Annotated in this window: 21 protein-coding genes; 3 read left to right on the top strand and 18 right to left on the bottom strand. The window is 71.9% G+C overall.

The window, feature by feature from the left end; genetic code table 11:
* Positions 1 to 43: 43 nt before the first annotated feature.
* From K1X13_RS15440 to K1X13_RS15430, 3 genes are all read left to right on the top strand, one after another.
* Complete coding sequence (locus K1X13_RS15440; protein WP_221025893.1) at positions 44 to 2,413, top strand: ATP-binding protein; 2,370 nt, start codon at positions 44 to 46, stop codon at positions 2,411 to 2,413.
* A 138-nt stretch (positions 2,414 to 2,551) separates the two neighbouring features.
* Positions 2,552 to 3,235, top strand: coding sequence for a hypothetical protein (locus K1X13_RS15435; RefSeq protein WP_221025892.1), 684 nt, complete (start codon positions 2,552 to 2,554; stop codon positions 3,233 to 3,235).
* Positions 3,236 to 3,311: 76 nt separating this feature from the next.
* Entirely contained in the window at positions 3,312 to 3,851 is a 540-nt protein-coding gene (locus tag K1X13_RS15430; RefSeq protein WP_225914994.1) for a SigE family RNA polymerase sigma factor, read from the top strand.
* Between the two features lie 52 nt (positions 3,852 to 3,903).
* Here K1X13_RS15430 and nusB read toward each other — a convergent pair whose 3' ends face one another.
* The 18 genes from nusB to K1X13_RS15340 all read right to left on the bottom strand — a co-directional run bounded on the left by nusB (position 3,904) and on the right by K1X13_RS15340 (position 21,689).
* On the bottom strand, positions 3,904 to 4,314 hold the full coding sequence (gene nusB, locus K1X13_RS15425; protein ID WP_221025891.1) for a transcription antitermination factor NusB: 411 nt from the start codon (positions 4,312 to 4,314) through the stop codon (positions 3,904 to 3,906).
* Positions 4,314 to 4,877 carry an elongation factor P gene (gene efp, locus K1X13_RS15420; RefSeq protein ID WP_221025890.1) on the bottom strand — a complete coding sequence of 188 codons (564 nt, stop codon included), beginning with the start codon at positions 4,875 to 4,877 and terminating at the stop codon, positions 4,314 to 4,316. Before efp ends, nusB begins: the two co-directional genes overlap by 1 nt.
* Before the next feature lie 89 nt (positions 4,878 to 4,966).
* Entirely contained in the window at positions 4,967 to 5,404 is a 438-nt protein-coding gene (aroQ, locus tag K1X13_RS15415; protein WP_221025889.1) for a type II 3-dehydroquinate dehydratase, read from the bottom strand.
* A gap of 18 nt (positions 5,405 to 5,422) precedes the next feature.
* Positions 5,423 to 6,520 (bottom strand): 3-dehydroquinate synthase, encoded by a 1,098-nt coding sequence (gene aroB / locus K1X13_RS15410; RefSeq protein ID WP_221025888.1) that lies wholly within the window; start codon positions 6,518 to 6,520, stop codon positions 5,423 to 5,425.
* Positions 6,517 to 7,083, bottom strand: a complete 567-nt coding sequence (locus tag K1X13_RS15405; RefSeq protein WP_308249578.1) for a shikimate kinase — start codon at positions 7,081 to 7,083, stop codon at positions 6,517 to 6,519. Before K1X13_RS15405 ends, aroB begins: the two co-directional genes overlap by 4 nt.
* Positions 7,080 to 8,258 carry a chorismate synthase gene (gene aroC, locus K1X13_RS15400; RefSeq protein ID WP_221025887.1) on the bottom strand — a complete coding sequence of 393 codons (1,179 nt, stop codon included), beginning with the start codon at positions 8,256 to 8,258 and terminating at the stop codon, positions 7,080 to 7,082. The genes K1X13_RS15405 and aroC overlap by 4 nt, the downstream gene beginning before the upstream one ends.
* 35 nt (positions 8,259 to 8,293) lie before the next feature.
* On the bottom strand, positions 8,294 to 9,106 hold the full coding sequence (locus tag K1X13_RS15395) for a prepilin peptidase (protein WP_221025886.1): 813 nt from the start codon (positions 9,104 to 9,106) through the stop codon (positions 8,294 to 8,296).
* A 97-nt stretch (positions 9,107 to 9,203) separates the two neighbouring features.
* Entirely contained in the window at positions 9,204 to 10,046 is an 843-nt protein-coding gene (locus K1X13_RS15390) for a shikimate dehydrogenase (RefSeq protein ID WP_221025885.1), read from the bottom strand.
* A 1-nt stretch (position 10,047) separates the two neighbouring features.
* Positions 10,048 to 11,181 carry an endolytic transglycosylase MltG gene (gene mltG / locus K1X13_RS15385; protein ID WP_221025884.1) on the bottom strand — a complete coding sequence of 378 codons (1,134 nt, stop codon included), beginning with the start codon at positions 11,179 to 11,181 and terminating at the stop codon, positions 10,048 to 10,050.
* Entirely contained in the window at positions 11,178 to 11,639 is a 462-nt protein-coding gene (gene ruvX, locus K1X13_RS15380) for a Holliday junction resolvase RuvX (protein ID WP_221025883.1), read from the bottom strand. The genes mltG and ruvX overlap by 4 nt, the downstream gene beginning before the upstream one ends.
* A gap of 2 nt (positions 11,640 to 11,641) precedes the next feature.
* Entirely contained in the window at positions 11,642 to 14,323 is a 2,682-nt protein-coding gene (gene alaS / locus K1X13_RS15375) for an alanine--tRNA ligase (protein WP_221025882.1), read from the bottom strand.
* Positions 14,323 to 14,601 carry a DUF6167 family protein gene (locus K1X13_RS15370; RefSeq protein ID WP_221025881.1) on the bottom strand — a complete coding sequence of 93 codons (279 nt, stop codon included), beginning with the start codon at positions 14,599 to 14,601 and terminating at the stop codon, positions 14,323 to 14,325. Before K1X13_RS15370 ends, alaS begins: the two co-directional genes overlap by 1 nt.
* The gene (locus K1X13_RS15365; RefSeq protein ID WP_221025880.1) at positions 14,598 to 15,110 is read right to left on the bottom strand and encodes a hypothetical protein; all 513 of its coding nucleotides are present in this window, start codon (positions 15,108 to 15,110) and stop codon (positions 14,598 to 14,600) included. Before K1X13_RS15365 ends, K1X13_RS15370 begins: the two co-directional genes overlap by 4 nt.
* An 11-nt stretch (positions 15,111 to 15,121) precedes the next feature.
* Positions 15,122 to 16,507, bottom strand: a complete 1,386-nt coding sequence (locus tag K1X13_RS15360; RefSeq protein ID WP_308249577.1) for a replication-associated recombination protein A — start codon at positions 16,505 to 16,507, stop codon at positions 15,122 to 15,124.
* Between the two features lie 10 nt (positions 16,508 to 16,517).
* Positions 16,518 to 17,783, bottom strand: coding sequence for an ABC transporter ATP-binding protein (locus K1X13_RS15355; RefSeq protein ID WP_221025879.1), 1,266 nt, complete (start codon positions 17,781 to 17,783; stop codon positions 16,518 to 16,520).
* A 29-nt stretch (positions 17,784 to 17,812) separates the two neighbouring features.
* A complete protein-coding gene (locus K1X13_RS15350; RefSeq protein ID WP_221025878.1) occupies positions 17,813 to 18,967 on the bottom strand; it encodes an ABC transporter ATP-binding protein in 1,155 nt (384 codons plus the stop codon).
* Positions 18,964 to 19,959 carry an ABC transporter permease gene (locus tag K1X13_RS15345; protein ID WP_221025877.1) on the bottom strand — a complete coding sequence of 332 codons (996 nt, stop codon included), beginning with the start codon at positions 19,957 to 19,959 and terminating at the stop codon, positions 18,964 to 18,966. Before K1X13_RS15345 ends, K1X13_RS15350 begins: the two co-directional genes overlap by 4 nt.
* Positions 19,960 to 20,072: 113 nt before the next feature.
* Entirely contained in the window at positions 20,073 to 21,689 is a 1,617-nt protein-coding gene (locus K1X13_RS15340; RefSeq protein ID WP_221025876.1) for an ABC transporter substrate-binding protein, read from the bottom strand.
* Positions 21,690 to 21,785 lie beyond the last annotated feature (96 nt).

Below are 21,785 nucleotides of genomic sequence, written 5' to 3'. Positions count from 1 at the left end.
ACGGCCGGACGGCAACGTCCTGACCGCCCTAGACTCCACGACCATGCGAGGGGGCGCGGGGACAGAGGCGGCGGAGCAGCCGACCTTCGCCGCGCGGCTGCGGGCACTGCGCGAGGCGGCCAGCCTGTCGCAGGAGGAGCTGGCCCGGCGGGCACACCTGACCACCCACGCGATCAGCGCCCTGGAGCGGGGCACCCGCACGCGGCCCTACCCGCACACGATCCGGGCGATCGCCGACGCGCTGGACGCCTCCGACGCCGACCGGGCGGCCCTGGTCGCGGCGGTGCCGAGCCGGCGCCGCGACACCACGCGGCCCACCGACGCCGCGACCACGCAGAGCCGCGGCCTGCCCCGGCCCGCCACGCCGCTGGTCGCCCGCGAGGCCGAGGTGGCCGCGGTCGCCGCCCTGCTCCGCGACCCGCAGCAGCGGATCGTCACGCTCACCGGGCCCGGCGGGGTCGGGAAGACCCGGCTGACCATCGCCGCCACGGAGGCCGCCGCCGCGGCCTTCCCGGACGGCGTCGTCTTCGTCGAGCTGGCACCCCTGGTCGACCCCACCCTGGTGCTGCCGACCATCGCCGACTGCGTCGCGTCCGGCCCGGCCGACCCCGGCGACGCGCGCGCGGTCGTCGTCGAGAGCATCGGCACGTCCACCGTGCTGCTGGTCCTGGACAACGTCGAGCACCTGCTGCCCGCGGCGAGCGACGTGGCCCGGCTCGTCGAGGCCTGCCCGGGGCTGACGGTGCTCGCCTCCAGCCGGGCCGCGCTCCGGGTGCGCGGCGAGACCGAGTTCGCCGTACCACCGCTGCCCCTGCCGCCCGCGGACGGCGACGCCCGCGCGGTCGGCGAGTCCCCGGCCGGAGCCCTCTTCCTGGACCGGGCCCGCCGGCTGGTGCCGGACCTCGACCTCACTCCGGACGACGCGGCGGCGGTCGCCGAGATCTGCACCCGGCTCGCCGGCATCCCCCTCGCCCTGGAGCTGGCAGCCGCGCACGTCCGGCTGCTGGAGCCGCGCACCCTGCTCGCCCGGCTCGACGACGTCGTCGCCGGGGACGGCGCCCGTGACCTCCCGGCCCGGCAGCGCACCATGCGTGCGGCGCTGGACTGGAGCCACGGTCTGCTCTCCGAGCCGGAGCGGACCCTGCTGCGCCTGCTGTCGGTCTTCTCCGGCGGCTTCACGCTCGAGGACGTCGAGTCCGTCGCCGAACGGTCCGGGCTGCTGCCCCGGAGCCGGGTCCTGCCCGCGCTCGGGGCGCTCGTCGAGCAGTCCCTGGTCGTGTCCACCACCGACCACGGGGTCAGGCGGCACCGGATGCTGGAGCCGGTCACCCAGTACGCCGGCGCCCTGCTCGCGGCCGCCGGGGAGTCCGACCTTGCCGGGACCGCGCACACCGGACACTTCCTCGCGCTCGCGGAGGAGGCGGCCCCGCACTACGAACGCGCCCAGCAGATCGAGTGGCTTGCCCGCATCGACGGCGCGCACGCGAACCTCGCCGCCGCGCTGGAGCGCGCGGTCGCCTCGGGCGACGGGGAGACCGCCGGGCGGCTCGGGTGGTCGCTGTGGCTGTACTGGTGGCTCCGCGGGCACGTCCGGCACGGGCGCCGGCAGATGGAGAGCGTGCTCCGGCACGAGATGTCCGACGAGGTCCGGGCCCGTGCCGAGCTCAGCCTCGCCACGATGGCGTTCGCCGGAGACGACGTCGTCGCCGCCAGGACCTCGTGGGAGCGGGCCCGGGCCAGCGCCGAGCGCTCCGGGGACACCTCGGCGCTCGCCAAGGCGGTGTCGGGCATCGGGCTCGCCGCGCTGTCCACCGGCGACGTCGCCCGGGCGCGGGAGCAGTTCGAGGCCGCCCTCCCGCTCGCGGCGGCGTCCGGGGCCGACGGTGAGTGGGTGGGCACGCTCACGCACGTGTGGCTCGGCACCGTCGCGCTGCTCGAGGGCGACCCCGACTCCGCGGTGCAACACATCGAGACCGGGCTGGTCTCGGCGCGGCGTCGTGGGGACCGGCTGTCGACGTACATCGCGCTCTACAACCTCTCCCAGGTCGCGGCGTCGCGCGGGGAGGGCCCGGTCGCCCGGCGCCACCTCGAGGAGGGGCTGCGGCTGTCGATGGAGACGCGGGACCTGGCGAACCTCGCCCACTTCCTCGAGGTGCTCGCGGTCGTGGAGGGCTCCGAGCGGGCGCACGACCGGGTGCCGGTGCTGCTCGGCGCGGCCCAGGGCATCCGCGAGATGATCGGCACCGTCGGCTACGGCTACTACCGTCCCGACCAGGAGCTCGCGCAGCGCGCCGAGGGCGAGGCCCGGGAGCGGCTCGGGGACGACACCTTCGACGACGCCCTCGACGCCGGCCGCACCCTCGAGGCGGGCCAGGCGGTCGCGTTCGCCCTCGGCGGCTCCCTCCCCTGCTGAGCCCGGGCCGGTTCCACCCGCACAGTTCCCGTACGGGACGAGGTGTACGACCGGTGTCGGTGGCCGGTGCCCGCCGCCGCGCCGAGGCTGGAGCCCAGCGCACCCGGCGCTGACCGCCTCGACGTACAGGAGCCACCCGTGAGCACCAGCACCCTTCGCACCCCCGCCCCCACCGCCACCGAGGCGCGAACACGCCGTGGCTGGGCCGCGGCCGGCGTCGGCGCCGGCGTCGCCGGGCTGGTCGGCATCGCCGGCAGCATGGGGATCGACGCCGTCTACCGGGACGACATCGCCGGCGACGCCGCCGCCATCCAGGCCCGGCTCGGCGACCTGGTCCCGCAGATCCTGGTCTTCCACACCGCGACGATGGTCTGCGCGCTGCTGCTGCTCGTGTTCGCCGCCGGGCTGCACCGCGAGCTGCGGCGCTGGGCCGGGCCGGACAGCCTGCTGCCCGCCGTGGCGGCCTCGGGACTGATGCTCGTCTCGGTCGCGGGCCTGGTCGGCACCGGCCTCACCACCGAGTTCGTGTTCGCGCCCGAGGGCAAGGCGGTGCCGGAGGTGTCCGCGATGTTCGGGCACTGGGTCGGCACCCTGCCCTTCCTCTGGGCCGGCGCCGGGGTCACCGCGCTCGCCGTGGCGCTCGTCTGCCTGCGCCACCACCCGGGCCTGCGCTGGCTCGGCTGGATGAGCCTGGTCGCGGGCGCGGTCACCGTCGGGTTCGGGATCAGCCCGCTGCAGTACATGGCCGGGATGGTGGGGCCGCTCTGGCTGACCCTCGCCGCCCTCGGTCTGCTCGCGTCGCGTGGAGACTCGACGCGCTGACCGGAGGGGCCCCCGGCACGGGGAGAGGGACGCCGGCGGGCCCCGGGGGAGCTGTGCAACAACGGGAGACGGCACCATGCCGATGACCACGGAGCCGCTGGCCGGCTCGGACTTCACCACCTACGTCGCGGCCCGGCGGAGGACCCTCCTGGGCTCCGCCCGCGCCATCACCGGCGACGACCACGCCGCCGAGGACCTGGTCCAGTGCGCGCTCACCAAGGTCTACCGCGCCTGGCCACAGATCCGGGACCCGCAGGCCGTCGACGCCTACGTACGGCGGGCGATGGTCAACCAGAACACCAGCTGGTGGCGGCAGGCCTGGCGGCGGGAGGAGCGCGCCACCGGGATCGTGCCCGAGCCGCGCGCACCCGGCCGCGCAATGGCGACGGCCGGCCCGGCCGCGGAGGTGGGGATCGAGGACCGGTCCCTGCTCTGGGACCTGGTGCAGCAGCTTCCGGCCCGGCAGCGGACCGCGGTCGTGCTGCGCTACTACGAGGACCTCCCCGAGGCCGAGGTCGCCGGGCTCATGCGGTGCTCGGTCGGGACGGTGAAGTCGAACACCAGCCGCGGCCTGGCCACGTTGCGACGGATGTACGTCGACGCGACCGCGGCCTGAGACGCGTCGGCGGCCCGACCCGTGATGGGCCGGGCCGCCGTCTCGGGTCCGCTCAGGCGGACAGCGCGGGCTTGTTGCGGAGGATGTTGCCGAGCACGCCGTTGACGTAGGCCGGGGACTCGTCGGTGGAGAGGTCGCGGACGAGGTTCATCGCCTCGCTGATCGCCACCGCGTCGGGCACGTCGTCGACGTACATGATCTCGTAGATGCCGATCCGCAGTGCGTTGCGGTCCACGGCCGGCATCCGGTCCAGCGACCAGCCCTGGGCGTAGGTGACGAGGAGCTCGTCGATGCGGCCGATGTGCTCGGTGATGCCGCGGACGAGCAGCACGGTGTACTCGTTCACCGGCGGGTCGGCCGCGACGATCCGCTCGTCGAGCAGGTCGGTGGGCATGAGGTCGCGGGCGTCGCACTCGAACAGGATGTCGAGCGCACGCTTACGGGCCTTCGAACGAGCGGCCATCAGGAGCTGACGCGGCCGAGGTAGCTGCTGTCGCGGGTGTCGACCTTGATCTTCTCGCCGGTCGTGATGAACAGCGGCACGCTGATCTCGTGGCCGGTCTCGAGGCGGGCCGGCTTGGTGCCGCCGGTGGAGCGGTCGCCCTGCAGGCCGGGCTCGGTGTACTCGACGAGCAGCTCGACCGAGGCGGGGAGCTCGATGTAGAGCACGCGGCCCTCGTTGGTGGCGACGATCGCCTCCTGGTTCTCGAGCAGGAAGTTCTGCGCGTCGCCGACGATCTCCGGGGAGACCTCGATCTGGTCGTAGGTGGAGACGTCCATGAACACGTACGACGTGCCGTCGTTGTAGAGGTACTGCATCGTCCGCTTGTCGACGTTGGCGACCTCGACCTTCACGTCGGCGTTGAAGGTCTTGTCGACGGTCTTGCCGGACTCGATGTTCTTGAGCTTGGTGCGCACGACGGCACCGCCCTTGCCGGGCTTGTGGTGCTGGAACCAGATGACGGACCAGAGCTGGCCGTCGAGGTTGAGCACCATGCCGTTCTTGAGGTCGTTGGTCGTCGCCATGCGCGTGAGGTCCCTGCTCTTTCGTCGTGGTGGGCAGCGGCCAAGTCTAGCGGCAGGCCGGCCGGGCCCTCACATCGCCGCGCACCCGGCTAGCGGCCGCCCGCCCGGCCGGCGACGGCGCGCAGCGCGAGGAGGTAGGAGTCCACGCCGAAGCCGGCGACCACCCCGGTGGCCACCCCGGAGATCACGCTGGTGTGCCGGAACTCCTCGCGGGTGTGCGGGTTGGTGATGTGCACCTCGACCAGGGGCGCGGCCAGCTGCGCGCAGGCGTCGCGGAGCGCGTAGCTGTAGTGCGTGAACGCGGCCGGGTTCAGCACCACCGGCGTGGCCCCGTCGGCGGCCTCGTGCAACCACCCGACGAGCTCGGCCTCGGAGTCGGTCTGGCGTACGTCGACCTCCAGGCCGAGCTCGGTCCCGGTCCTCTCGCAGGCCGCCACCAGGTCGCCGTACGTGGTGGAGCCGTAGACCTCGGGCTCGCGCGACCCGAGCCTGCCCAGGTTGGGTCCGTTGAGCACGAGCACCTTCATGGCGGGCGTCCCTTCGGGTCAGCGGGAGATCTCGGCGAACGCCGCGGTCAGCAGCGCCGGGTCGGGCCCCTGGAGCACCGCCGGCTTGGCGAGCCCCTCGAGCACCACGAAGCGCAGCTGGTCGCCGCGCGTCTTCTTGTCGACCTTCATCGCCTCGTGGAGCTGGCCCCAGGACCCGCCGCCGTACGTGGTCGGGAGCCCGACGCGGTCCAGGATGGACCGGTGCCGCTCGGCGGTCGCCTCGTCGAGCCGGCCGGCCAGCCGCGCGAGCTCGGCGACGAACGTCATGCCGATCGCCACCGCCGCGCCGTGGCGGAACTTGTAGCGCTCCACCCGCTCGATCGCGTGGCCGAGGGTGTGGCCGTAGTTCAGCGCCTCGCGGCCGGGGTGGCCGGCGGCGCCACCGGTCTCCTTGAGGTCGTCGACGACGACGCCGATCTTCACCGCGAGCGAGCGCTCGATGAGCTCGCGCAGCACGTCGGTGCCGGCCGTCGTGGCCGCCTCGGGGTACTGCTCGACGAGGTCGAGGATCAGCGGGTCGGCGATGAACCCGCACTTGATCACCTCGGCGAGGCCGCTGACCAGCTCGTTGCGCGGCAGCGTCTCCAGGGTCGCCAGGTCGCACAGGACGCCCGCCGGCTCGTGGAAGGCGCCGACCAGGTTCTTGCCCTCGGTGGTGTTCATCCCGGTCTTGCCGCCGACGGCCGCGTCGACCATGCCGAGCAGGGTCGTCGGCATGTGCACGACCCTGACCCCGCGCAGCCAGGTGGCCGCCACGAAGCCGCCCATGTCGGTGGTGGAGCCCCCGCCGACGGTCACCACCGCGTCGGAGCGGGTGAACCCGGTCTGGCCGAGGACCTGCCAGCAGAACGACGCGACCGGCGCGAGCTTGGCCTCCTCGCCGTCGGGGATCTCGATCCCGTGCGCGTCGTACCCCTGCTGGGCGAGGTCCTCGCGGATCGCCTCGCCGGTGGCGGCGAGCGCGCGCGGGTGGATCACCGCCACGCGCTGCACCCCGGCGCCGAGCATGGCGGGCAGCTCGCCGAGCAGGCCGGTGCCGACCTTGACGTCGTACGGCGCCGCGCCGCCGACGTGCAGCGTGGACAGGTCACTCATGCGTCCTCCTGGGCCTCGTGGTGCTGGTCGTGCTCGTCGCGCTCGAGTCGTTCGACCGCCTCGCGCACGTCGCGGGCGACGTCCTCCGCGGGCCGGCCGTCGGTGTCGACGGTGACCGTCGCGACCTCCCGGTACACCGGCAGCCGCTCGTCGAGCAGCGCCTTGACCCGGGCCCGGACGTTGCCGAGCAGCAGCGGGCGGGCCGAGCCGAGACCGACCCGCTTCACCGAGTCGGAGAGCCCGACGTGGAGGAAGACCACGCGGTGCCCGCCGAGCAGGTCCCGGGTCTCGGGGTCGAGCACGGCTCCCCCGCCCAGCGCGAGGACGCCGTCGTGGGCGGCGAGCGCGTCGGCGACGGCCTTCCGCTCCAGTGCCCGGAAGGCCTGCTCCCCGTCGTCGACGAAGATGTCGGAGATCGTGCGCCCCGCCGCGGCCTCGACGTCGTGGTCGGTGTCGCGCAGGCCCACGCCCCAGGCCTCGGCGAGGATCCGGCCGACCGTCGTCTTGCCCGAGCCCATCGGGCCGACGAGGACCACGCGCGGCCTGGTGGCCGCGCCGCTCACGCGAACCTCAGCGAGGACAGGTAGCCCTCCACGTTCCGCCGGGTCTCTTGCACCGAGTCGCCGCCGAACTTCTCGAGGACCACGTCGGCCAGCGTGAGCGCCACCATCGCCTCGGCCACGATCCCCGCCGCGGGGACGGCGCAGACGTCGGAGCGCTGGTGGTGCGCGACGGCCTCCTCGCCGGTGGCCACGTCGATGGTGCGCAGGGCGCGGGGAACCGTGGCGATCGGCTTCATCGCCGCGCGCACACGCAGGATCTCGCCGGTGGACATCCCGCCCTCGGTGCCGCCGGAGCGGCCCGTCGTACGCCGGATGCCGTCGGCGGTGTTCACGATCTCGTCGTGCGCCTTGGAGCCCGGGTCCGCGGCGAGGTCGAAGCCGTCGCCGACCTCGACGCCCTTGATCGCCTGGATGCCCATGAGCGCGCCGGCCAGGCGGGCGTCGAGGCGCCGGTCCCAGTGCACGTGCGACCCGAGGCCCGGCGGCAGGCCGTGCACGACGACCTCCACGACACCGCCGAGGGTGTCGCCGTCCTTGTGGGCCTGGTCGATCTCGGCGACCATCGCCTTGCTGGCGTCGGCGTCGAGGCAGCGGACCGGGTCCGCGTCGAGGCGCGCCACGTCGCCGGGCTCGGGGATCGAGCCGTACGGCGCCCGCGCGGTGCCGATGGCGACCACGTGCGACACGATCCGCGCGCCCACCGCCTGCTCGAGGAAGGCCGAGGCCACCGCGCCGAGCGCGACCCGGGCGGCGGTCTCCCGCGCGGAGGCGCGCTCGAGGATCGGGCGGGCCTCGTCGAAGTCGTACTTCTGCATGCCCACCAGGTCGGCGTGGCCGGGACGGGGGCGGGTCAGCGCGGCGTTGCGGGCCAGCGCCTCGAGCTCCGCCTCGTCGACCGGGTCGGCTGCCATGACCTTCTCCCACTTGGGCCACTCGGTGTTGCCGACCCGGATCGCGACCGGGCTGCCGAGGGTCTTCCCGTGCCGCAGGCCGCCGATGACGTCGACCTGGTCCTGCTCGAACTTCATCCGGGCCCCACGGCCGTACCCGAGGCGGCGCCGCGCCAGGGCGTCGCCGATGTCGGCGGACGTGACCTCGACATGGGCCGGGAGACCTTCGAGCAGAGCGACAAGGGCGGGTCCATGGGACTCGCCCGCAGTGAGCCAACGCAGCATGGGGCACAGTCTTTCACGGCCCCCTCGGCGTCAGGTCAGACGTACCACGCAGCGACATAGGGGCCGGCGAGCACACCCGCCAGCGCCCCGGCGAGCATGAACGGGCCGAACGGGTAGGCCTTGCGGTCCACCACCCGGAGGACCGCGAGCAGCAGGCCACCCACGCCACCGAGCACGAAGCCGGCGTAGACCCCGGTCAGCAGCTCGCTCCAGCCGAGGTAGCCGAGCGCGATCCCGAGCACGCCGGACAGCCGCACGTCGCCGTACCCCATGCCCCTCGGGTAGACGAACCACAGCACGAAGAACGTGCCTCCGGCGACCAGCCAGCCGAGGCCGGCGCGGACCACGTCGTCCCACTCCCCCGAGACCGCCCCGGAGAGCAGCACGAGGACGGCGACCACGGCGTACGACGGCGCGATCAGCTTCGTGGGCAGGAGCCGGGTGCGCCAGTCGATCACGGCGAGCGCGACCCCGACCGGCGCCAGGTAGAGCAGGAAGGTCAGCTCGGGGCCCCAGCCGACCCGTGCGCCGAGGAGCGCGGCGACGGCCGCGGACGCGACGGCCGCCTTCCACCGCAGGCCGGGCAGCGCCGCGATCGCGTCGTACCGCTCCTTGGGCTCCTCGATGGGGACGCCTTCGGGAGACTCGACCGTCTCCGGCCCGTGCGGTGCGGTGTCCTCCGCGGGCTCGCCGCCGACGGCGCCGGTCTCGCTGGAGCCGCCGGGTCCGTCCGGTGCGGGTTCCGGCTCGGGGACGCGCGCGATCAGGGCCGGGACGAACCAGCCCGCGAGCAGGCCCAGCACCGCCATGACGAGGGCGGTGTCGAGGTACCACGACTGCGGGCTCATGGGGTCAGAGCCTAGTGCGCGGACTGGACGGGATCAGCCGAACGAGTGACGTCTCGTCCCCGAACGACTGACTTCTCGACACCGCACGACTGACGCCTCAACGGGGGGTGAGGGCGCGCTCGCCGGCCAGGCGCATGGCTTCGAGCGGGGGTTCGGCCGCCCCGGTCATCAGGGTCACCTGCAGGGCCGCCTGGTGCACGAGCAGGTCCAGCCCGGACACCAGCGTGCGCCCGGAGGCCTGCGCGTGCGCCGCGAGCGGGGTGGGCCACGGGTCGTAGACCACCTCGAACACCACCGGGACCGGTCCGGTCAGCGCGACCAGCTCCTCGGTCTGCGCGGCGGCCGGGACCGTGGAGACCACGATGTCCGCGGCGAGCGGCTCCCCGGCGGCGACCACGTCGGCGAAGGTGCGCACCGAGACGTCGGGCGGGCTGGGGTGGCGGCGCGCGGCCTTCAGCGTCTCACCGGCGCGGGCCGGGTCGCGGACCACCAGGGTCACCGTGCGGCAGCCGAGGTCGGCGAGCGCCAGCAGCGTCGAGCTCGCGGTCGCCCCACCGCCGAGGATCACCGCCGAGGTGAGGGCGGCGTCGGTGCGCTCGCGGATCGCGGCGACCGCACCGGGGATGTCGGTGTTGTGCCCGACCCGCCGGCCGGCGTCGAGGACGACCGTGTTCGCCGCCCGCGCCTGGGCGGCCCGCGCCGACATCTCGTCGAGCAGCGGCACCACCGTGCGCTTGAGCGGCATCGTCAGCGACAGCCCGCGCCAGGACCCGTCGAGCCCGTCGAGGAAGCCGGGCAGCCCGTCCTCGGAGACCTCCACGGCGTCGTACGACCAGTCCAGGCCCAGCGCGTCGTACGCCGCCCGGTGAAGCACCGGGGACAGCGAGTGCGCGATCGGGCTGCCGAGAACCGCGCAGCGCCGGCGTCGGACGGGCTCCACCTCAGCAGTTGTCCGACTGGGTCGCGCAGTACTGCTTGTACTCCTCCTTGAACTGCAGGAACTCGTCGTAGCTGTCGGTGAACTTGGTCTCGCCGGTGCGCAGGTTCACCGTCACGTAGTAGACCCACGGCCCGTCCGTCGGGTTCGCCGCCGCCTCGATGGCCGCATCGCCCGGCGCCTCGATCGGCGTCGGCGGCAGCCCGGCGTTCTTGTAGGTGTTGTACGGCGAGTCGATCTCGAGGTCCTCGGTGGTCAGCGCCACCCCGAGGTCGCGGTCGTGGGCGTAGTTCACCGCGGCGTCGATCTGCAGCAGCCCGTTCGTGGCGTCGGTCTCGAGCCGGTTGTAGATCACCCGCGCGACCTTGCCCCGGTCGTCGTCGCGGTTGGACTCCGCCTCCACCAGGCTCGCCACCACCATCAGCTCCGCGGGGGTGTACCCCAGCCGCTGGGCGGCGGCCTCGAGGTCGGCGTCCTCCGCGGCCTGCTGCCACCGGTCGACCATCATCGTCAGGATCGACTTCGGCGTGGCGTTGGGCGGCAGCATGTAGGTCGCCGGGAACAGGTAGCCCTCCGCGTTCCCCCCGGCGTACGCCGGCAGCCCGATCGCCGCGGGCCGGCGGAGCACCGCCTCGAACTCCTTCTTCGAGAAGTCGGTGTCCTTGGCGAGCGTGCTGAGGACCTGCTCGACCGTGTAGCCCTCGGGGACCGTGACGGCGCTCTGCACCATGTTCGCGGGGTCGAGCAACCGGTCCAGCGCGGCCTCGGAGGACATCTGCTTCTTCATCTCGTAGAAGCCGACCTGGATGCCCACGGACTCCGGGTTCGCGGAAGCCTCGTCCACGAACGCCTCGGCACTCTTCACGACGTCCTCGGCGACCAGGGTGCCCGCGATGTCGGAGGCGGCGTCGCCCTCGGCGACCTCGATGACGACGGACCCGGTGCCGGACCCGCTGTAGTCCTCGGGCGGGCTGAACCGGTCCTGGAGCGCGGCCACGCCGCGGTCGTAGAGGAAGAAGGCGCCGCCCGCGAGCACGGCGAGGGCGACCAGGACTGCCAGGCAGCCGAGGCCGTTGCGGCTCCGGTGCTTCTTCCGGTGCTCGCGCGGGTGGTCGAGGTCGAGTCCGAGATCGCTCACGTGGTTCCTAGGTCGAGGGCCTCACCGGGCGCAGCTCCCGTGCTGCGTTCGGTGTCCAGCGCGTTCTGCAGGATCACCACGGCGGCCGCCTGGTCGACGACGGCACGCCGCTTCTGTCCCTTCTTGCCTTGCCCCCGAAGTACTGCTTCAGCCGATACCGTACTCAATCGCTCGTCGCAGAGCCGAACGGACACGGGCGCCACGGCCTGCGCGATCTCCCGTGCGAACTGCCGCACCCGCGCTGCCGCGGGCCCCTCGCCGCCCGAGAGCGAGCGCGGGAGCCCCACGACCACCTCCACCGCGGCGAACTCCTCGGCCAGCGCGTGGATCCGGGCGAGGTCGCCGGCGCCCCGGCGCACGGTCTCCACGGGGGTCGCCAGCATGCCGGAGGGGTCGGAGCGGGCGACGCCGATCCGGGCGTCGCCCACGTCCACGCCGAGCCGGACGCCGAACCGCAAGGTCAGGACCGTCCGGAGGTGACGGCCCGTCCGACCTCGTGCTCGACGTCACGCAGCGCCTGGTCGGCGTTGGTGACGTCGGCGCCGCCGCCCTGGGCGACGTCGTCCTTGCCGCCGCCGCTGCCGCCGAGAGCCGTCGCGGCGACCTTGACCAGCGCGTTCGCGGAGACGCCCCACGCCCGGGCCTCGTCGTTGACCGCGACGACCACGGCGGGCTTGCCGTTCGTGGAGCCGATGATCGCGACCACGCTCGGCTTGCCGGCGGGCATCCGGCCGCGGATGTCGAGCGCGAGCTTGCGCACGTCACCGGCCCCGGCGCCGTCCGCGCGGTGGCCGACGAAGTTCACGCCGAAGACGTCGGTCGGGTTCGCGGCGAGCTGGCCGGCCGCGGCGAGCAGCTGGGCCACCCGGACCCGCTCGATCTCCTTCTCCGCCGTGCGCAGCTTCTCCACGATGTCGTTGACCCGCTCGGGCAGCTGCTCGGGACGCACCTTGAGCGCCTCGCTGAGCTGGGCGACCAGGACGTGCTCGCGGGCCAGGAACCGGTAGGCGTCGCCGCCGACGAGCGCCTCCACCCGGCGCACGCCGGAGCCGATCGACGACTCGCCGAGCAGCTTGATCACGCCGAGCTGGCCGGAGCGGCCGGCGTGCGTGCCGCCACAGAGCTCGCGGGCCCAGTCGCCGACCGAGACCACGCGGACCTCGTCGCCGTACTTCTCGCCGAACAGCGCCATCGCCCCGGACCGGCGGGCCTCCTCCTGGGTCATCACCTCCGCGTGGACGGCGAGGTCGGCGAGGACCAGGTCGTTGACCCGCGCCTCGACGTCGGCCATCGCGGACGCGGGTACGGCGCCGGTGGCGGAGAAGTCGAAGCGGAACCGGCCGGGCGCGTTCTCCGAGCCGGCCTGGGTCGCGGTCTCCCCGAGCGCCTCGCGGAACGCCTTGTGCACCATGTGCGTCGCGGTATGCGCGCGGCTGATCGACTTGCGGCGCTCGATGTCGACCACCGCCTGGGCGTGCTCGCCCACCGTGACCTCGCCCGTCAGCACCTTCGCCTGGTGGACGATCAGCCCGCTGATCGGCGACTGCACGTCGAGGACCTGGACCGTGGCGCCGTTGGCGAGCTCGATCAGGCCGTGGTCGGCGAGCTGGCCGCCGCCCTCGGCGTAGAACGGGGTGCGGTCGAGCACCAGCTCGATCTCGTCGCCCTCACGCGCCGACCGGGCGATGCCGGTGCCGGCCAGGATGCCGCGGACCGTGCCCTCGGAGACGATCTCGTGATAGCCGGTGAACTGCACCGGCTCGCCGAGGCTGTCGGACACGTCACGGTACGCGCCGGCCTCGGTGTGCTTGCCCTTCTTCGCCTTCGCGTCGGCCTTGGCCCGGTCACGCTGCTCGGTCATCAGCCGGCGGAAGCCCTCCTCGTCCACGGAGAGCCCCTGCTCCGAGGCCATCTCGAGGGTGAGGTCGATCGGGAAGCCGTAGGTGTCGTGCAGGGCGAACGCCTTGCTGCCCGACAGCCGGGTCTGTCCCGACTGCTTCGCGTCGTTCGCGGCCAGGTCGAAGATCGTGGTGCCGGCCTTGAGGGTCGCGCGGAACGCGTCCTCCTCCGCGTAGGCCACCGTCGAGATCCGCTCCCACTGCGACTCGAGCTCGGGGTAGGACAGCTTCATCTTGTCGCGGCTGACCGGGAACAGCTCGGGCAGGACGCGGTCCTCGACGCCGAGCAGCCGCATCGACCGGACCGCGCGGCGCAGCAGCCGGCGCAGCACGTAGCCACGCGCCTCGTTGCCGGGGGTGACCCCGTCGGAGATCAGCATCATGCCGCTGCGGATGTGGTCGGCGACGACCCGGAACCGGACGTCGTCGTCGTGGTCGGCGCCGTACCGCCTGCCGGAGAGCGCGGAGGCCTTCTCGATGACCGGGAACATCTCGTCGATCTCGTACATGTTGTTCTTGCCCTGGAGCAGGAAGGCGACCCGCTCCAGGCCCATGCCGGTGTCGATGTTCTTGCGCGGCAGCGGCCCGCGGATGTCGAAGTCCTCCTTGCTCCGCACCGCGCTCAGGTCGTCCTGCATGAACACGAGGTTCCAGAACTCCAGGTACCGGTCGCCGGCCTCCCAATCGCCTTCGGCGCCGTACTCGGGACCGCGGTCGATGAGGATCTCACTGCACGGTCCACCGGGCCCGGGCACGCCCATGCTCCAGTAGTTGTCCTTCTTCCCGAGCCGGATGATGTGGCTGTCGGGCAGGCCCGCGACCTTCTTCCAGAAGCCGTAGGCCTCGTCGTCGTCCTCGTAGACCGACGCGTAGAGCTTGCTCTCGTCGAAGCCGTAGCCGCCCTCGCCGACGGGACCGGTGACCAGCTCCCAGGCGTGCTCGATGGCGCCTTCCTTGAAGTAGTCGCCGAAGGAGAAGTTGCCGTTCATCTGGAAGAACGTGCCGTGCCGGGTGGTCTTCCCGACCTCCTCGATGTCGAGGGTCCGCACGCACTTCTGCACGCTCACCGCGCGCGAGTACTTCGGGGTCTCCTGACCGAGGAAGTACGGCTTGAAGGGCACCATGCCGGCGTTCACGAACAGCAGGTTCGGGTCGTCGAGCAGCAACGAGGCTGAGGGGACCACCTGGTGACCGCGTTCTTCGAAGTGCGCGATAAACCGTCGGCGGATCTCCGCGGTGTCCATCAGTGGTTGCCCTCTCTCGTCATTTCCAGTGTGCCGCCGGCCTCCAGGGCCGGTGCCTGTCGTCCATCGAGCCCGAGGCCGACGCGGTGCCGCAACTCGTTTTCCTTCACGGCCATCTCGCTGCGCACCTCGTCGCTGACCAGGTGCAGGCCGAGCGTGAGACCGGCCAGCCGGTCGCGCAGTCCGTCGGGGGTGAGCGCCTCCTTGGCCCGGCGCGCCTTGACCATCGCGTAGAGGCTGCTCGCCGCGCCGGCGGCGAACCAGAGCGTGCGGCTCATGCGGCCTCGTCCTGCGGGTCGACCGTGCCGGCGGGACGGCGCGCGGCCCGACGGCGCTCCTTGCGGGCGCGCTTGACCTCGCGGCGCATCTCGAAGGCGATCCGGTTGCGGCTCTCCGGCGAGAGCGCCCGGCGGACGCCGTACCCGAAGGCCACCGCCTTGAGCAGCGGCTCCCCCAGCGTCACGCTCCACACCGCCCGGGCCGGGACCGGCTCGAGACCGGCGTCGCGCTCACCTTCCGCGGCGGCCCCGGCGGGCTGCCGGGCGGTGGTGATCAGGTACTCGGCGGGGAGTACGGCGGGCGTGGCGGCGTTCGCGGTCCGGGCCGTCTCGACCTCCTCGGTCAGCGCGTCGAGCCGGGCCCGGAGGTCGTCGACGTCGGTGCGCGCGGCGGCCAGGGCGCGCTCGGTCCGGCGACGGCCGGCGAGGACCACGGCCAGCAGCACGCACAGCAGCACCACCAGCGTCGCCGCGGCCCCGAGGAGGGCAGGCAACAGGGCTGGATTCATAGTGGATGACCCTACCTTGCAGCGGGCGGCCGCTTGCCCCTCACCAGGGTCCGGATGCGCTCCCACCGCTCCTTGAGCCCGGCCTCGGCCCCGAGGGTGGTGGGCCGGTAGTAGGCGGCGTCCTCGACCACGTCCGGGGCGTACTGCTGCTCGGCGATCGCGAAGGGCGCGTCGTGGGCGTACTGGTAGCCCTTGCCGTGCCCGAGCTTCTTCGACCCCGCGTAGTGGGCGTCGCGCAGGTGGCTCGGCACGGGACCGATCTTCCCGGCGCGCACGTCGGCGCTGGCGGCGTCCATCGCCTTGATCACGGCGTTGGACTTGGGGGCGAGCGCCAGCGCGATGGTGGCCTGGGCCAGGGTGAGCCTGCCCTCGGGGAGCCCGATCAGCTGGACCGCCTGCGCCGCCGCGACGGCGGTGGTCAGGGCGGTGGGGTCGGCCAGGCCGATGTCCTCGCTGGCCAGGATCACCAGTCGCCGGGCGATGAACCGGGGGTCCTCCCCCGCCTCGACCATCCGGGCCAGGTAGTGCAGCGCGGCGTCCGCGTCGGAGCCGCGGACGGACTTGATGAAGGCACTGGTCACGTCGTAGTGCTGGTCGCCCTGACGGTCGTACCTGACCGCGGCCCGGTCCACCGCGGTCTCGGTGGTGGCAAGGTCCACGGTCTCGCTGCCCTTGGAGACCGCGGCGCCGGCGGCGGCCTCGAGGTAGGTCAGCGCCCGCCGTGCGTCGCCGCCGGCCAGCCGCACGAGGTGGTCCTCGGCGTCCTGCTCCAGCTTCACCGCCGCGGCCAGACCCCGCTCGTCGGTGAGCGCGTGCGCGATCACCCCGCGGACGTCGTCGTCGGTCAGCGGCTCGAGCGTCAGCAGGAGCGACCGCGAGAGCAGCGGGGAGATGACGGAGAAGAAGGGGTTCTCGGTGGTGGCCGCCACGAGCGTCACCCAGCGGTTCTCCACGCCCGGCAGCAGCGCGTCCTGCTGGGCCTTGGTGAAGCGGTGCACCTCGTCGACGAAGAGCACCGTCTCCTGGCCGCCGCGGGCCAGCGAGGCGCGCGCCGAGTCGATCGCGGCGCGGACCTCCTTGACGCCGGCCGCCACCGCGGAGACCTCCACGAAGCGCCGGTTGGTCTGTTGGCTGACGATCGAGGCGACCGTGGTCTTGCCGGTGCCGGGCGGGCCCCACAGCAGCAGCGACATCGGCTGGTCGCCCTCGATCAGGCGGCGCAGCGGCGACCCGGCCGCCAGCAGGTGCTGCTGACCGACGAGCTCGTCGAGGGTGCGCGGACGCATCCGGACCGCCAGCGGCGCGCTCGCGTGCGTGTTGCCCGCGAGCGTGCCGCCGGAGTCGTTCGTGCCGCGGGTCTCCCCGCCGGCGGGTCCGTAGTCGAAGAGGCCGTCCACCGGACCCAGGTTAGCTGCGCGTGCCGCGGTCCTCGCTGCCGACCTCGCTCGCGGGGCGGCTGTCCGAGGGCAGGCTGGTCGCCATCGGTGCCGAGTTGCCCTTCAGCGTCTCCACGTCGGTCCAGGTGTCGGCGAACCCGGGCTCGTTCAGGTCCTCCGCGGACGGGGTGGCGCCCGCGACCGGGGTCCCCTCCTGGTCCACACCGAGCACGTTCAGCGTGATCGGGCTGGTCGGCATCGCGCCGTACTCGCCGGCGAAGTGGCAGGCGACCTTGTGCTTCGGGCCGATCTGCAGCAGCGGCGGCTCCTGCTTGGCGCAGATGTCCTTGGCCATCCAGCAACGGGTCCGGAACCGGCAGCCCGAGGGCGGGTTGACCGGGCTGGGGACGTCGCCCTCGAGCCGGATCCGCTCGCGACGACCGCCGACGGCGGCCTGCTTCACGTCCGGCACCGCCGAGAGCAGCGCCTGGGTGTACGGGTGGTGCGGCCGGTTGTAGAGCGTCTCCCGGTCGGCGATCTCGACGATCTTGCCGAGGTACATGACCGCCACCTCGGGGCAGAAGTGCCGGACGACGGCGAGGTCGTGCGCGATGAACAGGAACGCGACCCCGAACTCCTTCTGCAGGTCGGTCAGCAGGTTCACGACCTGGGCCTGGATCGAGACGTCGAGCGCGGAGACCGGCTCGTCGGCCACGAGCAGCTTCGGCTGGAGGGCCAGCGCGCGGGCGATCCCGATGCGCTGACGCTGGCCACCCGAGAACTCGCTGGGGTACCGGTTGTAGTGCTCGGGGTTGAGACCCACGACCTCGAGCAGCTCACGCACCCGGTTGAGCACCTGCTTCTCCGGGACCACCTTGTGCACCCGCAGCGGGGTGCCCACGATCGTGCCCACCGTGTGCCGCGGGTTCAGCGAGCTGTAGGGATCCTGGAAGATCATCTGGATCTCTTTGCGGTACGGCAGCATCTGCTTGGGCGACAGGTTGCCGATCTCGTGGCCCTCGAACTTCATCGAGCCCGAGGTGGGGTCGAGCAGCCGCGTGATGAGGCGCCCGGTCGTCGACTTGCCGCAGCCCGACTCGCCGACCAGGCCCAGCGACGTCCCCGCCGGCACCTGGAAGGAGACCCCGTCGACCGCCTGCACCTGCGCGATGGTGCGCCGGACCAGACCCGACGACTTCACCGGGAAGTACTTGCGCAGGTTGGTCACCTCGAGCAGCGGCTGCTCGGTCGGCGCCGCGGACACGGTGGTGGGGACAGCCTCGGATTGGGTCGTCATGGTGGTCCTCGTTCTGGTCAAAGCCGTCGTCACCGCTCGCCGTGCATACCGTCGCCGTGGGCGACGTCCGCGTTGTCGGCGAGGGTCAGTTCGACAAGGTCGGGCGCGATCTCGGGGAGCACCTCGGTGGCGTAGATGTCGTCCGGGTTCACCAGGTGGCAGCGCTTGAGGTGGTGGGTGCCGCGCTGACCCGGCAGGAACTCCGGCAGCTCGGTGCGGCACAGGTCGCCCGGCACCTTGTCGACGTGCGGGCAGCGCGGGTGGAAGGGGCAGCCGGTCGGCGGGTTCAGCAGGCTCGGCGGGTTGCCGGGGATCGGCACCAGCCGGGCGTCCGTGCTGGCCGTCACGTCGGGCATGCTCGAGAGCAGGCCCCACGTGTAGGGCATCTCGGGGTGCGTCAGCAGCTCCCGGGTCGGCCCCTGCTCCACGGCGCGGCCGGCGTACATCACCAGCACCTCGTCGGCCATCTCGGCCACGACGCCGAGGTCGTGGGTGATGATGATGATCGCGGACCGGAAGTCGCGCTGGAGCTCCTGGAGAAGGTCCAGGATCTGCGCCTGCACCGTCACGTCGAGCGCGGTGGTCGGCTCGTCGGCGATGATCAGCTTCGGGTCGTTGACCAGCGCCATCGCGATCATCGCGCGCTGGCGCATGCCGCCGGAGAACTGGTGCGGGTAGTCGTCCACGCGGCTCTTGGCCTGCGGGATGCCGACCCGGTCGAGCATCTCGATGGCCTTGGCGCGGGCCTTGGACTTCGAGACGTCGTGGTGGATCCGGTAGGCCTCACCGATCTGCGCGCCGACCGAGTAGAACGGGTGCAGCGCGGTCAGCGGGTCCTGGAAGATCATCGCGACCTCGTTGCCGCGGATCTTGCGCAGCGTCTGCTCCGAGGCGCCGATGATCTCCTTGCCGTCGACCCGGATCGAGCCGGTGAGCCGCGAGCGCTTGATGTCGTGCAGCCCGAGGACCGCCATCGACGAGACGCTCTTGCCGGAGCCGGACTCCCCCACGATGCCGAGGGTCTCGCCCATCTTCACCGAGTACGACAGGTCGTTGACCGCCTTGACCAGGCCGTCGTGCGTCGGGAACTGGACGGAGAGGTTCTCCACGACGAGGAAGTCCTCGCCACCCGGAGCGGGGGTCGGCTGGCCAGCGTGCTGCTGGTCGGTCAGAAAGTCCGTCATGACATCCTCACGCGCGGGTCAAGGAAACTGTAGATCACGTCGACGAGCAGGTTCGCGACGACCACCAGCACGGCGCTGACGAGCACCGTCGCGGTGATGACCGGGAAGTCCTGGGGCGACTGGATGGAGTTCAGCGCCCACCAGCCCACGCCGTTGATGTTGAAGATCCGCTCGGTGAACACGGTGCCGGCCAGCAGCGCGGCGAAGTCGAGACCGAAGATCGTGACGATGGGGACGATCGCCGCCCGCAGGCCGTGCTTGAACACGACCTTGTTGGACTTCACGCCCTTCGCGGTGGCGGTCCGGATGTAGTCCTCGCCCAGCGTCTCGACCATGGAGCCGCGCGTGAACCGGGCGTACTGCGTGGAGAACGTGACGCCGATGACGACCCACGGCAGCAGCAGCCCCGCGAACCACGCGCCGGGGTTCTCGGTGAGTGGCGTGTAGCCGGTCGCCGGGAAGATGCTCCACTGGAGCGTGAGGAAGATCCACGCCAGGAGCGCGAACAGGTAGTACGGGACCGAGGACACCAGCAGGCTGCCGCCCACGAGGAGCCGGTCGGCCGCGGTACCACGCCAGCGCGCCGCCAGCACGCCGAGGAGGACGCCGAGCGTCAGGTAGATCATCGCGCCGCCGATGGCGATCGACAGGGTGGCGGGGTACTTCTCGAGCAGCTCGTCGGTGACCTGTCCCCGGGTGCCGTACGAGATGCCCAGGCAGGGGGCGTCGCACTCGTACTCGCTGCCGATGGTGATGGTGCGGTCGACGAAGATGCCCTTGGCGAAGGCGCCGTACTGCGTGACGACACTCTCGTTGAGACCCATCTGCTCCTCGATGAGCGCGAGGCGCTCGGCCGTGCACTTGCCGCTGGCCTCACAGACCGGTCCCGCGGGGTTGCTGGGCCCGAGGAAGAACAACGCGAAAACGAACATCGACGTCAGGACGACGACGAGGAACGACGAGATGACTCGCCGGATGATGAAGCCCGCCATGTGGCGCTTACCTCTTCCACTCTCGGTTGTGGGGTGGGTCTCGCTTCGAGACCCACCCCACAACGTCATTGGGTCAACCGGTCAGGACGGTAGTCCCTCCCATGTTGGTGCTGCTAGCTGACCCAGATGTCCTTCCAGGTCGGCATACCGAAGGTCGCATCGATGTTGTGGCCGTTGATGGCCGAGCCGTGCGTCTGGGCGACGCCGCCGTAACCGATGACGAACAGCGGGAAGTACTTCTCCTGGATCATCTTGTCGAGCTCGTTCCACGCGGCCGGCTGGTCCTCGGTCGGCATGGTGAGGATCTCGTCGATCTTCTGGTCGACCTCGGGCTCGGAGAAGACCGCGTAGTTGGAACCGAGGCCCTCCTCGTCCAGGTTGGTCGACTGCATGACCGGCGGGAACCACGAGCCGCCCGACGGCCAGTCCGAGCACCAGCCGGCGCTACGGACGTTGATGTCGGCGTCGGGGTCGGCGCGGACGGTGGAGAGGTCAGCGATCGTGCTGGCGACGGGCTTCGGGCTGAAGCCGGCCTCCTTGAGCGCACGAACCTGGACGTCCTTGGCCTTGACCGACGACGGGTCGTCGTTCGCGAAGAGCCACTTGATCTCGTAACCGGTCTCGCCGGCCTCCTCGAGGAGAGCCTTGGCCTTCGCGGTGTCGGTCGTGCCGGGCTCGTGGTCCGGGAGGGGGTTGAACTCGGCGCGCTCGGGGATGCCCGGCGGCATGAGGTTGGTGCCCCAGATGCGGGTCACGTTCTCGATCAGGCCGGCCGCGAGAGCAGCGTCCTTGTACGGGTAGGCGTAGGCGAGAGCCTGGCGAACCTTGATGTCGGTGATCTTGCGGTAGTCCGGCGCCCAGTACGAGGTGCAGGGCTGGCCACCGAGCACCAGACGGTCCTCGTGGTCGTTCTGGAACGTGCGGAAGTTCTCAGCGAGAACGTCGTCGAACGTCAGGGTGGTCTGAGCCTCGCCCTGGTCGTTCAGCATGATCTGGTCGATCTTGGTGTTGTCCGTCTGGAAGTCCATGACGTACTTGTCCGGGTACGCGGTACGGCCCGGGTCGGTGGCCGGGTCCCAGTGCGGGTTGCGCACGAGGGTCAGCGACTTCTCGGGGGTGTACTCGTCGAACATGTACGGACCGGTCGCCATCGGGTGCAGACGGTACTTGTCCGGGTCGTCCTTGCCCTCGGGGATCGGGCCGATGGCCGGGAACGCGCCCCAGTACGGCATGTCCGGGAAGGGCTTGTTCATCTTGAGGGTGAGGGTGTTGCCCTCGACCTCGACACCGGCGTACTCCGTGCCCGACTTGTAGGGGCCCTTGTACTTGTCGCCGTCGAGGAAGTAGTCGTTGCTGTAGGCAGCGCCCTCGGGGAACGACGTACGGTCGAAGGACCGCAGGATGCCGTAGCGGACGTCCTCAGCGGTGACGTCGGTGCCGTCCTCCCACTTGATGCCCTCGCGCAGCGTGAACTTCCACTCGGTGAAGTCCTCGTTGGGCGTACCCAGGTCGGTGGCCAGGTCGGGGACCAGGACCATGTCGCCGGACTCTTCGTCGTAGACGTACTGCGTCAGCGAACGCGTCACCAGGCCGCTCAGGATCGAGGCGGTGTTGACGTAGTAGGCCTCCGTGGGGTCCATGGAGTTGAGGCCGCTGAAGCTGAGGACGGTGACGGTGCCACCCTCCTTCGCCCCCTCGATCTCGACCGGTCCCTTGGCGTCGGGGTTCATTCCTGAACCCGCGGAGCCCAGCGTCTCGGCGTCGATGCCGCTGGCCCCCTCGCCACTACCCCCGTTGGTGCTTCCAGAGCCGCCACACGCAGCCAG

It is taken from the genome of Nocardioides jiangsuensis (assembly GCF_019679455.1).
GTDB lineage: Bacteria > Actinomycetota > Actinomycetes > Propionibacteriales > Nocardioidaceae > Nocardioides_C > Nocardioides_C jiangsuensis.
This window is presented reverse-complemented; position numbering and strand designations above follow the sequence as displayed.